Here is a 15,438-nt window from a genome sequence, read left to right on the forward strand (position 1 = left end):
TTCTTGTTTAAATATCTTCTTTATAGATTGCTAGGCCAATTGGATTGAAAGGCGAAAACTTACTTGTGAATGGAGAAACTGCTGTTGTTGGTAGTGTGTAGCGATATAATTGCGCCATTTGATAATTAGCTAGAATTTCACCACCAGGGTATTCCTTAAAAGTTACAGTTTTATCTTCCGGATTATAATCGTAATCCGTTTTAGGAACTTCCTTACAATCCATGAATAGATTTAATGTATTTTCTTTTGGTTTGTGCTCTAAATGGAATATCTTTTTAGTTCCATCGCCTTTACCAATCACTTCATCTGTTACAGTTTTTTCAATTTCAAGCTCATCTGCTTGTTGAATATTTTTTGGATGTACTGCGTATACATCGTCAAGTTTTCCTACATATCCATCATTAGGATGTACAATGTAAATTTGTGATAAATGGTATTTACCGCTATACATAGAAGGATTAAATCGCCCCTGGCCACTATCAATATCAGCATTATGGGTAATAAATGCAAGGTAATGCTGCTGATACATAGATCCAGTTAATGATTGAGACAAAACAGGCGTTAGGTTTCCACCGGATGTGTTTTCACCATAGTCCATATTTGCATTACCAATTTTTTTGGTAGAATTGTTGAATTCTTCCCCAGAACGGCAGCCGCCCATAATAATTAAATTCTTTTGCGGTTTGTTATCAAATGTATACATTCTTCCAATGTACAATGGAACAAACAAAGCTCTTACAGGGCTTGGTGTTGGATCAATTCGCATAAACATTACGACACGATCTTTATGAGCGTTACCATACATGTAAACAACAGAATCACGTTTCCAATCTTTTGTAAATCTTTGCTCCGGTGTCAAACTTAGGACTGTATATGGAGAAGCATTCACAAAATTGATGGATGTAAAGATTTCAGCTAGGACTTTAGATGTACTTTGTACGTCAAATGAAGTCTTTGCGGGTAGGATTTCTGTTACATCACTACCATTACTAGATTCTAGTAAACGTGTACCCGCGATTTTTATGTTGTCTGCACTTGCAGGAGCAACTTTGAAAATAATTGTATCGCCTGTAAATGTATAGTTATTTGCATCTAAAATTGTTCCGTTTTTGTATACTCCAAAACGAATTTCATCAAAATCTGGGTATGGTAATTTAAATACTGTTTTTGTACCATTCCCATTTCCTAAATCTGCATCTGGATCACTTATTTTAACTTCCTTCTCAATAAAGTAACGTGTATAAGTGAAGAAAATAATATCATTTGTTGGTTCATAGGCGTCATTAGCTAAACGATATTCCCCCGTAACTCTGGCTCCTTTTGCTACTGGTGTATTAAATTTAATTAATCCTGTTCTACCATCCACTGTATATGTGTTTTTTTCTTGATAGATACTATTTATATAAACAGATAAGGAACTAGCAATGATTGGAGAAGTAGGAATAATGAAGTCTGTTTTCTTTCCATCTCCCGTTCCGAAATCCCCTAATCGCGATTCAGTGGCTACATATCTTGAATCTGCGAAATCAGAATCAGCAGTATCGTATGCAACTGCAAAACCAAATCTTCTACGCTCCAAATCACTTCCAGCGGATTCGAATAATCGCACATCTATGAATTTGCTGGTTTCTCTTCGGATACGGAAAAATAGATCACGTTTCCATCCGTGATCTACAAATAGCTTTTCTAATTCAGTAGGTAAGGTTTGTAAATTTACAATTTTATCGAACCACATTTATATTCATCCCCTATATAGTTTTCTCGAAAATACCTAATCCTGCTGGACGATATGCAGTAGCTGGCATCTTTGTAATTGGTGAAATTGCATCCACGGTAAAGAATCTGTAGATGTCGTGTGTATCTGGACATGTATTTTTTCTAACTTTTAATTTATCTCCATTTAGCAATCCTAACGGGGAGAGAAGTACAACATACGGCATATAACCACGTACCCCTTCATCTGGATGTACAATATAAGCCCTAGATGTATGAACTCTTCCGCTATATAAAGATGGATTGAATTGATACTTATATTCGTCATTATCATGGCTTTGCCATGCTGTAGGATATTGGCCACCATTAGCACCTGTCCGATCAGGTGGCATAATATTACTTGGTATATTCCATGCAATATAATGCGCTTGGTACCTTGCGCCAAAACGGGAACGTTTAATAATTACGTTATCAATGCCGTTACCTGGTGATTTAGGGTATTTCTTTGTGCGTGGCATATAGTTCGATACGTCCCTAAATGGCGTGTTACTTTCAAAATTAAAGCTGTGAGATGAGTTTTCTCCACCTTCATCGTAAGCAGTTCCAGCCCAAAGAGCATCTGCTATGGTGTCGTCATTTCCATAGCTTTCTAAGCGTCCCATGTATACTGGGGTTACAGGGACAGTATTATTTTCAAATGCTGGCGTTTTATCTGCTTGTATTAGTAGGACAACTCTATTTTTATCAACTTGTCCTGTAATACGAACTAAAGAATCTGGCCACCAATTTGTATCAGCGTCTATATTTAGCAATTTAGGGTTTCTCAAAGTAGATTTAACCCAAGGCGACATCATCAAATCAGGCTTATCTGTATAGTCATAAACGGTATATGTATAAGGTCTTCCGTTGTTTATTTCTGTTTTTTCTGTAGCTATCACTTCGGCCAATTCTACATCTAGAATGGATTGGAACTCTTTCTTGTCTTCTGCTCCCATAATAATTACACTATCCTCTTGATAACTTGGAAGTTTTTCAATCATATATAAATACATACATGAACGATCTTTATATTGTGGGTTGTTTTCTAAGTATGTTTTAAATGCAGTTTTACCATCAGGCTTAGAAAAATCAATGTCTAATTGAGACTTTGCGGTCCACTTCCAAGCTTGAACAATTCCGTATAAACCACCATCGTTGTTTTTTAAAATTACATGCTTTGCAGCCCAATAATTATGAACAGGATCGTCTGATTTCGTAGCTTTATAAATAACCTTGTAAAAGCCACTTACTTTCTTCCATCCATTTCCAATAATGGTATTTATTAACTCCATATGGAATTCTGCTTCTGATACTATTTTTTCAATATATGCCATAGGTTTCACGCTCCTAATCTCTTAATAGTTGATAATTCAGCTTTACTACTTTGGATGTTCCGGTTATATTGTGGTATTCGAACTTTAATAAAGCGTTAGCCGGAATAGGTCTAATAATAGAAAAATTGAATCCTTCTGGTACGTCTTTTACATAAACATTTTTAAATATTTGTTTTCCATCGATAAATAGATTCCAATAATCACGATCACTATAATTTGATGCAGCTATAGAGAATGCAATTAACTCTGTATCGAATGGTAATGAGAATTCATCTTTCTTAACAGCATCATCTATTCCGATTCTTCTACCTTCTATATACGGTTCCGTTTTTGTAGGGAAATAAGGAGCGTCAAATCTACCGCCCGCCATATATGTAACAGCAAAACTCATGATACCCCTCCTTTATGATAAAAAATGCAATTCAAACCATACTGTTTTATCAAGGATGCCTTGATTTTTAAATGAAAATTGAACCGTACTTCCTGCTGCTAAAGATTTATAAACCATAAAGTGCATACCTTCGGGAATATCCTTGGTATATATGTTTTTACAAATCGTTTTACCGTTCACAATTAAGCTCCATTTATCATCTAATTCATATATAGATGCACTTACACTTATTGCATACAGCTCCATATCTGCAGGTACAGTATATGTAGTTTCATTTGTTTGGAATGAAAAAGAATCCATAATGAATCCAGGTATGAATGGTTCTGTTTTAGTTGGATGAAAAGGCGGATCTAATCGACCACCGGCTAAATAGGTTGTTTCAAACAAGAATAATCACCCTTTTTCGTGTATTAAAAAATTCCCGTGCATCATCACGATACATCGGGAATTGGTAAATCAGACAGCATACCGTTACCTTTGTTTAGAAGGCGCGGTTGCACACGTTCTAGCTGTTTTTGTGCATTGTATATTAATTGTAACTCCATCTCTTTTCCAGTTACTTTATGAGAGACAAGGACCTTTTCTAGCATACCTTGTGCGTTGAAAACCAAATCATAGTGTAGGTATTTATCGCCATCGACTGCAGATAGGCGGGCACCGTCACGAATAAGCGTATATCCTTCGGTCATGCCTTCTTTAAATACATCATTTGGATCATTCCCAGGCATTGGTTTACCACCGTTATAAATTTGCCTATCGATTAATCCCTTCATCAAATACATGATTGGATCATATAAGTTTTTTTGCATTATCATAGAATCACCCCTAGTTCACTCTCGTAACAGACCAAGTTTTTGCTGGTCGTTGGATATAATAGTGATCTTTGTCTTGATTTACCCGAGGAAATGATAAATCTGGTAAGGAACCATAATCGAACAAGATGTTGTTCTGTGTATCCAGTACTTGCAACCGTCCTGTAAGAATCCCCTTAGGATTTCGAACTGCTTCAAATACAATAATATTCACACCATATTCAAGTGGAATATCAACATATGTTGGATTGTTTCGGATGAAATAGTTTTCCGCGACTAATTTATCATTACAGTAAATATTTAATAAGTCGCCATCCTCTACATCCCAATCCCAAAGCTTTAATCTTAATGTATCTACATTTACTGTAATACCAGTTATATCTGTATATGGAGCAGGTTCATAACCATAGTTAACAGTTAAATCTAAAGTTTGATAGAATCCATCATCTGCAGAAATCATTGTATTAATTCCTTTAACAAAGTAATTCCACTGTTGGCCAGAATCTCTATTGTAAACAGAAATAACATCAAACAATTGAATCCTTGGATCACCAATTACTGCGACTGTAAGTGTTCTGAACTTCTGGATTGCTTTTAAATGATATGCTGCAGCAACCGCTCTTCTTGCAAAGAACGTTGTCGCCCAAGGAACCTCTACCATTTCCTCCCGTAAATCACCTTGCGATACGTTTTTTAATAGAAACGAATTAAGAAATCCGTTTGCGTAATCACCGCATTTAACAACAATACTGTTACTTATGTCCTGGTCAGTTAGCTGCATATCTAAAGAGATAAGATTTTCCCCTTCTCTAAAACTAAATTTTGCAGGTTCGTTAATTGCATAGTCTGGCATCTTCATAAATGTACAACTTCCGTCTGGTTCGTGTTTGATGTAGTGGAATGTTGTATCTATAATATCGCGTACAATTTCATCCCATTTTTGAAATCTCTTTCCGGTTGCTCCTTCAACAATCCAACTTTGATTGGTACCAGGAATATTTACTCTGCTACCATGCAATGTAACTCCGGCTTTTTCAAAAAAGAATTTCACCACATCATAAACATTACCGGTTGGTGCTACGATCTCATCTGATCCTGGTGTTGGGATAACTGATTTGTGTAAAACCTTTTTATATGATGTTGTACAGGTTACAGAGATTGTCCCATTTTCGGCATTTACCTTCACATCAGATACAAAACCATGTATATACGGTAAAGCTTCTTCACCGTATCCGATAGACACCTTAAATTCAGTCTGCGGATATAGCTGGTTTGTATTTGTTACTTCACTGTTATAAAACCATTCTTGAATAGAAGAGAACTTACCATACCAGTTGTCAGGAGCCATTTGACCGTATTCATTCGCAAAGGTAATAGTAAATGTACTAGCAAACTGGTCTGCGTTCTCCTGTACGTCTAGGCCTGTTACACGATGTTGTATTTGGACGTAAGAAGAAGAGTCTCTCTTTTTCATATAAACAATTAAATTAGGAGAGTTATTCCCCACTTGGAAATAGCTCCCCAACATTCTAATTAAAGAAATAGATCCTTCTCTCACATTCCATCAACTCCTACTCCTGCTTGTGACATAGATATTAATTTACATTTTGCTATGACCAACGTTCCTTTTCGTATTGCATCTACTTCATTCGGCGGTATTATACCCCCATAGGTACCGTAATCGCCAGTAATAATATGGGGGCGGTATATTTCCCTCATGAAATCACGCCAATAACTGATATCGTTAAATAAAATATTGAATTCTACTTCGCATCCTTTATTCCCGTTACTTTGGAAACGGGGATAACCATGCATAATATTATAGTTTTTTAATCCGTCTAATGATTTAGGCATTTTTGTTTGCTCAATCATTGCGATGTTTGGGACGAATCCAAAAGCGTAATAATGAACGTCACGTATATAAGCTACATCTGCACCGCCATAACCGCTTGTTGTGAATTCAATTGTTTGTGGTCCTGCACCAACAAAAATTTCTCTGGATTCCCAGGCATAGGCACCTCTTGCTCTAAATTTTTCAATACCATTTACCCGAACAATAAAGTATTTATCCGGTAACATACCATCAGAACCAATAGGAACTTGGGACATAAAAGAGAAGTTATATGTCCCTGGCCATGAAAAATCAATGGTATATCGTATTGTGTCTTTTAACTCTGCAGCCTTTCCTAAGAGATGGTATGAACCACCTCTTCTATGCAATGTTTTTAATATACTCATACATTTCGCACCGCCATTCCCATTAGATCATCAGCAACTACGTTTTGTAGAAGCTTTCTCATTTTTACAAAGTCATCTGCAGATTGTAGTTTTTCAACAGAGACTTTAAATGTAGCATTTTGAATTGAAACGCCTTTATCTGTTTTCTTCTCAACGTGGGTTTGTCCAGCAAATGGATGTGCAGTTTTCCCGATTAGATCTGCAGAACGTGCGCCCATTTGTCCGATTTGAGTAGATACATCAGTTACTAGTTTCATTGGTTTAGGTGGAACAACAGCTTTATTTAGTAGTTCAGAAGCTCTGTCTACTGCAGGAATCATTTTTTCCATCCCTACACCTAGACCTTCTGTAATAAATCCACCAAATTCCATCATTAGGCGTGAAGGACTTCGAATACCAAAGAACTTTTTAACTGCTTTTGGAATTCCACTTACTACACCTTTCGCTTTATCAGCTACCCATCCGGCCATTCCAGCCATCCCTTCACCAATACCAGCGATAATATCTTTTCCCCAGTTAACTGCATCTTTTGCTACATTTTTTACTATAGAACCAACTTTACTGAATACATCTTTTACAGTATCTACAACCCCTGTAAATGCACCAGTGATTGCTTTCTTTATAGTTTTAAAGTTACTAACAATAAATTCTTTTATACCGCCCACAACATCAGTTATCGTGTTATATAATTTGTTGAAATTAGTAATTACAAACCCAACAAATTCACGAACTGCATTAATGATTGTAAACTTTATAAAATTCCAAGCCGCTTGAATCACATTTTTAATTGTGTTCATAACGCTAGAAATTGTATCTTTAATAGATTCCCAAGAAGATTTCACAAAATCTTTTAAGAACTTTAATACTGTAGTAAAGGTTGATTTAATTGCGTCCCAGGCTTTCTTTACAATTTCCTTAATCGTATTAAAAATACTGGATATTGTATTTTTCATTTTTTCGAATTCGGTTTTTACGTACTGCTTTATTAGTGCTAAAGCCATAGAGAAAATTCTTTTAATAGCATTCCATCCAGTAGAGAAAATTTTTTTCCAGGTGTTAACTGCCTTTTGGACACTATTCTTAATGAATTTCCATGTGCCTTCTACAATCTTTTTCAAACCGCTTAATGCTAGATTGAAAACAAATTTAATAGCGTTCCATCCAAATTCGAAAATGTTTTTCCAAATTTTAATGTTGTATTCAATTCTTTGTTTTATATATTTCCAAGCTTCCTCTAAGACTTTACCCAAAAATGATGAAGCAGATTTGAAAAGTTTTTTTGTACCATTCCAAAATCCAGAGAAAAACTTACCTAAGCCATTCCATGCCTTTTTTGCACCTTTTACGGTTGCGTCCCAAGCTTTAGAACAGACATCGCCAATCCATTTAACTGCTTTCTTGGTGTATTTTACGATGTCATCCCAGTTTTTATAAATTAGATATACTAATCCTACAATTGCTAGTATGGCAATCGTCCAGGGATTCATCAGTAAGGTCATCATGGATCTGCCCAACAGCGCTAGAGCTTTCCCAATTCCACCAAACATACCGATAAGTTTAGGGCCGACTTTAAGAATACCTGTAAATAATAATGGCACTTTAGTAAGTATTGGTACTAGGAATCTTAATGAACCAACAAATGCACCTACTCCACTTGTCATAAAGCCCATCATGGCAACTAATGGACCTAATACAGCAACCATACCTAAAATTGCTACAACACCAATTTGAATTGGCTTAGGCATAGAACTAAATGCTTTTGCAGCAACTTCTACTGCTTTAATAATTGGAGGAAGTGCCACTTCTGCAATATCTAAAATAGCTTGTCCTAATGGTTCTAAAGATGCCATTGTAGTACGCATTAACTTTTGCCAACGAACACCAAAAGCTTCTTGCTGCGTCTTCTGCATTTTTCCCATTGTGCCCTCGACATCGCCTAACGCACCATTTGCATTATTAAGACCTAAGACAGCTTGAGCACCCATGTCTTCCCATTTTGTACCGAATACAGCAACACCAAGTTGGTTTGCTTTTACTTTATCGTCCATCTTACTTAAATCACCTAAGACGGCATTAAACACATCTGCAGAAGTTCCTTTACCTTTGTTAAAGTTATCCCAGACCTTTTGTGTTTGGGGTGACATTTCAGCAAAGGCATCAGATACACCTTTAGAACCATCCTGTACCCGAATACCGAACTCTTTTACAAGGTCGTTAATGTAATCGAGATTATAACTGCCATCACGAGTACCGTTTGCCATAATGGTAAACATCTCGTTAGCAGAGAAGCCGGCTTGTTTGTACAATGGTGCATATTCGGCCACATTATCAAACATTTCATTTGAATAGTTCAAACCTTCTTGTCCACCAGCAGCAAATAAATCAAATGCTTCTTTGGAAGAAATACCAAACTGATTCATTAACTGCCCTGCACCACGAGTTACTTCATTGATATCAGAATCAAATGTTTTACCCAATGTCATAGCGCTTTTTGTAGCTTCTTCTAATTCTTCGTGAGGAACGCCTTTCATATTCTGATACACTTTTATAAGAGACTGATCCACTTCTTCAATACTTTGGCCAAATCCATCTTTCCAAGTTTCTTTTGCGATTTTACCAAGGTTTTCAGCACCTTTTTCAGTAAGACCTAAAGAAGATTGGATGTTTCTTTGAGAAGTATCGAAATCAGAAGCCACTTTTACAGCTGCAGCACCGATACCAGCTAAAGGTAAGGAAACACCCGTTGTCATGTTTGTACCAACATCTTTCATTTTGTTACCTACATGACTAATTGATTCCCCTGCCTTTTGAAATTTATCATGCATTCCATTTGCAGTCTTTTGTACTCGATCTTCGAATTGTTGTAAATCTTTATAAGCGCCTTCTGCTTTAATACCAATCGTTCCGAACAGTTGGAACATTTCAGCTAACATTTACGCACCCCCTTTCACGGGGCCGATAACCATTTTATTCTGCATCTTCATCGTCTTCGTCTTCTTGGAAGTGGGCCATAATCTGCTCAACATGCGCTTCACATTCTTCTTTCGTCCATACTTCACCCATTTCATAAGACAATTCTTTATCGCCCTGGTTGTCAGTGAGACCAAAGGCTTGAAGATAATCATTGAAAGTAGTACCTTCTTCAAGCTGACGAGTTTGAAAGCCAATGAACGCCATCTTCTTCCACTCATTTAGCTCTTCTTGTTGTTCCTCTTTTGCTATGAAAGAAAATAAGTCCATTAAACGCGAATACGGTATAGATAAGACATAATCATCTGTCCATCCATACCGTTTCTGTATTTTATCGAAAGCACGTAACATATTTTGTTCGGCTTGCTCTAAATATTCATCTGTATTTTCGTCTACGCCAGGATTGGAGCCGCTGCTGATTTGCTCCATTTCTCGCTCTGAATTTTCACGAGTCCCTTGACCTGGTTGAAAAAAGTCATTAAGTCTTCACTTTCTAATAAGCCCTGTATAACAGCGACCATTGCTTCTGGAGGGAATTGACGAAACTCTGCAGCTTCTACCTTTAATAAACTTGCAAAGAACTCTGTGAAATCATCCTCACAAGCAGGAATCATCGTTAAAACACGGAAAGCGAATTCTAACCCTTTTTGTTGCTGTTTCTCTTTAAGTGCAGCTAAATACGCTTGTTTCTCATCTTCCGGAAGAGAATCTGCTGCTTTTGTTAGTTCATCCATTTCTTGCTTATCCTTTCCGAAATCAGCGAAGTTGGCCATCGCGCTGCGTCCAACCTTCGAAATAATCTTAGCGAATCGCCAAACGTCTGTTACATTTAATCGTCGCATTGTTACTTTTTCGCCTAAGATTGTAATTTCTGTACCTGTATTCATCATTTTTTCTAATATAGAAGTCATTTTGTCCGCTCCTTTTTTTGTATTCAGCTCGTTTTATGCAATAGAAAACCGACTACCATTTATGCGGTAGCCGGTGCTTTTTGTACTGTTGCTTTCTTTTTCTTTGGTAAATAGATCTCGTATGGTGGTGTAGTTGGTGCAGTTTCACTATAATGACCGATAAATTTACACTTCAAACCAACCGTTCCTTTACCGTCTTTTAAATCCACCTCAATAGAAGAAACAACCATTGCATTACGAATTACGAATATAACAGGTGATTCACTACCCGAAATCATACCAATTAATGCGATATCATGGTAATTCGAATCTGGAATATCATTTGAAGGCTTCATAATATCGTAATCTGGTTCAGTTGTACTATCTACCGTCATCCCAGGTAAAGCTAACTGCAGGTTTTCTTTTGTGAACTCTACTAATGTAAGTTCTACATGCGGTTCATCTTTTAATAACCACTTACCGCGCACCATTTTACCTAGTACACCATCAATATCTGCATCATAATACTCACGATCAAATCCCACTTTAGTTCCGCCTGTAGTCGCTCCTACAAGTTCACCTAATTCTTTTACACTTTTAAATCCTTTGTACATGACACCAGGACCGATAACAAAATTATCAGTGGTCCCTTCACGGACACCATTAATTAATTTCCAGCTCATTTGTCCTACCCCCTAATACAAGTCCGTTCGCATGGTTCGGACAAGAAATTTTACATTTATATGAATGATAGATGGGTCTTCATCTGGTACAGGGATACTACCTGCGCGATGTATAGAAATTATCCCATCATCTTTTAAACCGACTTCTCTATCTAGTAACTTCTCAATACGTGTAGCAATTGCATTTGCCTTATCATAATCCCCGTTATCACAATACACATCAAAATTAAGAATCATTCGGTCTATAATTTCAACGTCATCCGGATTATTTGCTTCAATTCTTATAACTGCATAAGGCATGTTCATATCATCTTGTGCGGTTTGGAATGTAAGAGCAGGGCCTTTGTCCTCGCCTTCACCATATTCTGATAGATTAGCTTTTATTATTTCATCGTTCTCTACAAGCATTCTAATAGCTGCAATAGCATTAGACATCTATTACCCTCCCATCATTCTTTTAAGTTCTCTACGTTCTTTTTCAAACGATTTTAATAGGAATGGACGGGCTTCCATATGACTTGTACCAGTTTCAAGCCATATTGCTTTTTTTCAAATCGCTCCCTACTGCACCCAATACCTCTGATTGAGACCGTTTAACATTGTATTTAATTGAATTTAACAAGTCACCGGTACGAACAGCAGGTGCTTCACCTGGTTTAGAAGCAGTATATTTCCGACTCGTATGAGGTATTTTGTATTGTTTACCACTACGGCTACCTGTGAGATTCTTCTTAACTTGATTTTGTAAATGAATAGATGCTGCTGTAACTTTTTCAACACACATAGCATTAATATGCGTCTTTACTTGCTCCATATTGCTTGAGTACTCAATTTCTACTGAATTCGCCATATAGAATCATACCTTTTCACAATAAATTTCAATGTGATGATTCATAAATGCAGGATTACGTGGTTCGCCTTTTACCTCAAACATATAATCAACGCCTAATTCTTCACTTTTGAAATGGATACGATCATTAGGCTTAATTTTGTAGGAAGCAGGTGCATATATCTTAAAGGTTGTATCGAAATTTTGTTTATCACGCTTAAACCTCTCATTATCAGCAGCAGAATTAGTAGTTACACGACAAGTCATATTCTCATAAACGTCTTCATCTACTTCTGCATAATTACCTGAGGATTGTTTATTTTTCATTTTTCGTTTTACTACTACCTCATGAATATATAAATCATCCATATCTCCATCATCGAAGTACGTATTCATGTAGCCATCACCGGCTTAACTCTTGCTCTAAAGCCTTTTAAACCATTGAGTATCTTATTGTTTGTAGCTGGTTCATCTAGCGTTTCTGGGCTAATCTGGTACGAATAATCCCCTATACTCTCCGATGTCTTCATACCTTTTCGTTGTAAGTTAGCACGAACTACTGCAGAAACAACCAAATCAATAATGCATTTCTTCATAAGTACCTGCAGATCATCATATTCTTGTATCTTATATTCGAATTCATACAATTGATTTTCGGATAAACCATAAACATTACGGCCATTTACAGTAATAGAATTGGTCATATCTTGTTTCGAACTAACATGAGTGACTTTTGCTATAGATTCAGCAGGAAAAGAAAGCCAGGCTAATTTACTTGTTTGGATGATTTCTTTCATTGGATTCTCCGGCTTAATTCTTAAATACTTCTTAGCAATAACCGCATAGTAATCTATTAGTTCTTGAATTACTGTATCAGGCATCTTCTGTACATTTACGCGGTCTTTAATGTCCTGTACGGTAATAATCATTATGTTTCTTTCTCCTTCTTATCGACTTCTTTTACAAGTTCAAAATGTCCAGTACTTACAAGGTAATCAGCTTTATCATTTGCAACTGTTTCTTCTTGGCCATTCTTAAACTTTTGTCCATAAGCGGTGTAAGTACCACCGTATCGCAGCGTAACTACTTTCATAATTAACACCCCTTTCACGAATGTAAACTATTGAATAAAAGTTTACATTCGTATTGTTGGTTTTATTGGTTACATCTCGTTTTCCATTAAAAACAAGAAAATATTAAAAAAGTATACATTCAAAACCCCAATAACAAAGGGTTTATTTCCATAAAAAATACGCCTGGATATTAAGCTCCAAACGTATCCGGAATATTTGTTAGGATTGCTACTGCATCCATTTCTTGAATTACAGCATCGTCATCAAAGTGAATTACATAGAATCGTTTATCTTCCATGATTGCACTTTCACCCTCGGTTGTTTTACGGACACGAGTCTCGTATGTATTAACCGCAATAAAGTTTCGTGGATCAGCAAGCATGATTACATCATCGGTTAAAGATGGAACAGTAACAATGCCATATCCCATTGGTTTATTAACTTGGTCACCAGCTCCAAGTAATGCAGCATCACCAGCGCCTGTAGAACGGTTTGTTAAATACTCAATCCATTTCTCTCTACGGTTCGGTGACATAATCCAACGTAGATTGCTATTTTTATATTTATTTGGCATTGCACCAGATAAAGCAAAAATAGAACCTTTACCAAATCCATTCGCTGCTACCGCTTCGCCTGTACCAGTTACTAATTTAGCGTGGTCAACAATATGAGATTCTGACGATTTTTTAATTTTCTTTAACCAACCATCATTGATCGATAAGAACGGATCAGAAGATTCAGTGTCTCCATTCCAATGCAAGTCCTCTAAATCAATACCTAATTGAGTTGACATAAGAGTCATTACAGTATCCTCGAAACCTTCACCTTCAATGTTTTCACGAAGAGTTTCTTCTGTAATTTCCCAAGGTAAGCGCATAGCCTTTGTATGGTACTCAATTTTAGAAGTCTTAACACCAGCACGGTATTCATCATCTTTGTTTTCTGTTTTCTTACGCAGAATACGTCCGCCAATTGCAATTTTGTCTAACTCACCTTGCTTCGCTTTACGCATTTCTTTTCGGTGTAACTGCGAGAATGGTGTTGAATCAAATGCCATTCGGAAGAATTCCTTGCTCTGCTCGGGATTTAGTAATCCGCTAGAAAGGGAACCTGTTGAAATAGTTTTTTCGATTTTTGATAAACGTTTCATTAAATCTTGATTGTTCATTGTGCTCATATTAATAATTCCTCCTTATATTACAAGTTAAGATTTGCGAATACAGATTTTTTAATTGGTTGTTTTCCTGGTGTGAACTCTTCATCTGGATCTAAACCTTTACGGATAGAAGCAGCATTTTCGATATTTTCAAGCCGCTTTGTAATTGGTTCTAATGCTTTTTGAATAACTGCTGCAGCTTTTTCTTCCTCTGTTTGCTCTTCTGGCGTCGGTTCTACCTCTTCACCATTCACCTGTTTTTCAATCTTTTCTAACTTAGTAGCTAGTGGTTCTACTGCTTGTTTAACAATTTCTGCAATATCTTCTGCTTTCATTTCATCTTCCTCCTGTGGTGAAGCAGCTTCTTTTATTTCAGTAATTAAAGCTAATGCTTCATCTAATTTTGTATGATTCTTTTGGGATAATACTTTCCCCGCTTTTTTAATACTTTCTAAAACGATGCTTTCTGCTTGTACACTGCCTTCTGATTTCGCAATGGTATAACCACCTTTAATAGAAGAAAGTATGTCCTTCATATCATCAAGAGCAGCCGTCATTCGGTCGATATCGGGGTTACTTTCCCAAATCTCCCAATAGAACACATCTTCGAACAAATTAAAAACGGCACGTAAATCGCGGTTCTGTCTTTCGTCTAAAAAACGATCTTTTACTTCTCCTTTTTTAATATCGTGTTTTTCACCTTTGAAGAAACCGACCATTTTACGAATAATACCTTTCTCTTCATGAGTAAGATCATCTGCTTTCGTGATTTCTACACGTTCACCAAATCCACCCATTGAAAAGCCAGTTACATCACCCTTTTTAATTTCTTCCCAGGTGTCTGTATCATCAACACGAACAGTCATAAGCCATGTTCCTGCTTTTACTTCTTGTTCGCCTACTGTCATATCACTTTTAGCAATCCAGTTTTCAACAACCGTCCCTTTACCAGCAATTTCATCATGTTGTTTATCGATGTGTTGGTAATTTTCCATAAAGGTATATGCAGCCTTTTCAATTTCCTCTGCGGTCATTGTGTCCCCGTGTGAATCCTCTACATCCGGTTCGTATACCACGCCTGTAACCAGCTGCTTCTCTTCCTCTGTTTTAAGGATTGGAACTTGCTTTGATATATTTGGTTGTTTATCAGTTGCACTCTTCATAATGGCGAATTGACGACCATTTGCACCTTTTGTAACCAATGAAATATAACTAATCTCGGCGTTTTTTAGTTCGTATGCCATTGTTTTACCTCCTTCCCTATAAATATTGGGGTTCCACTGTCAAAACGCATGCAGCCAATTTAAAGC

General features: G+C 36.7%; 17 protein-coding genes and 1 pseudogene. All 18 read right to left on the bottom strand.

Translation table 11 applies throughout. From position 1 onward, the window contains the following. Nucleotides 1–7: 7 nt before the first annotated feature. The 18 genes and pseudogenes from ACUN13_RS13375 to ACUN13_RS13460 all read right to left on the bottom strand — a co-directional run bounded on the left by ACUN13_RS13375 (nt 8) and on the right by ACUN13_RS13460 (nt 15,372). Nucleotides 8–1,735: a hypothetical protein gene (locus ACUN13_RS13375; RefSeq protein WP_420685455.1), complete on the bottom strand. Its 1,728-nt coding sequence runs from the start codon at nt 1,733–1,735 to the stop codon at nt 8–10. Between the two features lie 13 nt (nt 1,736–1,748). Then, a complete protein-coding gene (locus tag ACUN13_RS13380; RefSeq protein WP_445423820.1) occupies nt 1,749–3,086 on the bottom strand; it encodes a hypothetical protein in 1,338 nt (445 codons plus the stop codon). Nucleotides 3,087–3,099: 13 nt separating this feature from the next. Further along, the gene (locus ACUN13_RS13385; protein ID WP_326234847.1) at nt 3,100–3,477 is read right to left on the bottom strand and encodes a Low copy number virion structural protein; all 378 of its coding nucleotides are present in this window, start codon (nt 3,475–3,477) and stop codon (nt 3,100–3,102) included. A 12-nt stretch (nt 3,478–3,489) separates the two neighbouring features. After that, nucleotides 3,490–3,864, bottom strand: a complete 375-nt coding sequence (locus ACUN13_RS13390; protein ID WP_445423821.1) for a Low copy number virion structural protein — start codon at nt 3,862–3,864, stop codon at nt 3,490–3,492. A gap of 44 nt (nt 3,865–3,908) precedes the next feature. Further along, nucleotides 3,909–4,292, bottom strand: coding sequence for a hypothetical protein (locus ACUN13_RS13395; RefSeq protein ID WP_224414122.1), 384 nt, complete (start codon nt 4,290–4,292; stop codon nt 3,909–3,911). Between the two features lie 10 nt (nt 4,293–4,302). Next, a complete protein-coding gene (locus ACUN13_RS13400) occupies nt 4,303–5,847 on the bottom strand; it encodes a hypothetical protein (protein WP_445423822.1) in 1,545 nt (514 codons plus the stop codon). After that, nucleotides 5,844–6,527 carry a hypothetical protein gene (locus ACUN13_RS13405; RefSeq protein WP_445423823.1) on the bottom strand — a complete coding sequence of 228 codons (684 nt, stop codon included), beginning with the start codon at nt 6,525–6,527 and terminating at the stop codon, nt 5,844–5,846. Before ACUN13_RS13405 ends, ACUN13_RS13400 begins: the two co-directional genes overlap by 4 nt. After that, on the bottom strand, nt 6,524–9,460 hold the full coding sequence (locus tag ACUN13_RS13410; RefSeq protein ID WP_445423824.1) for a phage tail tape measure protein: 2,937 nt from the start codon (nt 9,458–9,460) through the stop codon (nt 6,524–6,526). Before ACUN13_RS13410 ends, ACUN13_RS13405 begins: the two co-directional genes overlap by 4 nt. A 34-nt stretch (nt 9,461–9,494) precedes the next feature. After that, nucleotides 9,495–9,926, bottom strand: coding sequence for a hypothetical protein (locus ACUN13_RS13415; RefSeq protein WP_445423825.1), 432 nt, complete (start codon nt 9,924–9,926; stop codon nt 9,495–9,497). Then, nucleotides 9,890–10,408 carry a hypothetical protein gene (locus tag ACUN13_RS13420; RefSeq protein WP_151920367.1) on the bottom strand — a complete coding sequence of 173 codons (519 nt, stop codon included), beginning with the start codon at nt 10,406–10,408 and terminating at the stop codon, nt 9,890–9,892. Before ACUN13_RS13420 ends, ACUN13_RS13415 begins: the two co-directional genes overlap by 37 nt. 59 nt (nt 10,409–10,467) lie before the next feature. Then, complete coding sequence (locus ACUN13_RS13425) at nt 10,468–11,070, bottom strand: hypothetical protein (RefSeq protein WP_090976367.1); 603 nt, start codon at nt 11,068–11,070, stop codon at nt 10,468–10,470. A gap of 12 nt (nt 11,071–11,082) precedes the next feature. Continuing rightward, on the bottom strand, nt 11,083–11,505 hold the full coding sequence (locus ACUN13_RS13430) for a hypothetical protein (protein ID WP_445423826.1): 423 nt from the start codon (nt 11,503–11,505) through the stop codon (nt 11,083–11,085). A 3-nt stretch (nt 11,506–11,508) separates the two neighbouring features. Further along, nucleotides 11,509–11,920 (bottom strand): annotated as a pseudogene (locus ACUN13_RS13435) (HK97 gp10 family phage protein). A 6-nt stretch (nt 11,921–11,926) separates the two neighbouring features. Then, entirely contained in the window at nt 11,927–12,295 is a 369-nt protein-coding gene (locus ACUN13_RS13440; protein ID WP_086389809.1) for a hypothetical protein, read from the bottom strand. Then, nucleotides 12,292–12,828, bottom strand: a complete 537-nt coding sequence (locus ACUN13_RS13445) for a hypothetical protein (protein ID WP_445423827.1) — start codon at nt 12,826–12,828, stop codon at nt 12,292–12,294. Before ACUN13_RS13445 ends, ACUN13_RS13440 begins: the two co-directional genes overlap by 4 nt. Then, nucleotides 12,828–12,992: a YqbF domain-containing protein gene (locus ACUN13_RS13450; RefSeq protein WP_000869887.1), complete on the bottom strand. Its 165-nt coding sequence runs from the start codon at nt 12,990–12,992 to the stop codon at nt 12,828–12,830. The genes ACUN13_RS13445 and ACUN13_RS13450 overlap by 1 nt, the downstream gene beginning before the upstream one ends. 170 nt (nt 12,993–13,162) lie before the next feature. Beyond that, nucleotides 13,163–14,140, bottom strand: a complete 978-nt coding sequence (locus ACUN13_RS13455; protein ID WP_106825134.1) for a phage major capsid protein — start codon at nt 14,138–14,140, stop codon at nt 13,163–13,165. A gap of 29 nt (nt 14,141–14,169) precedes the next feature. Next, complete coding sequence (locus ACUN13_RS13460) at nt 14,170–15,372, bottom strand: XkdF-like putative serine protease domain-containing protein (protein WP_257116034.1); 1,203 nt, start codon at nt 15,370–15,372, stop codon at nt 14,170–14,172. Between the last annotated feature and the right edge of the window lie 66 nt (nt 15,373–15,438).

This window comes from Bacillus cereus group sp. Bce041 (genome assembly GCF_052646455.1).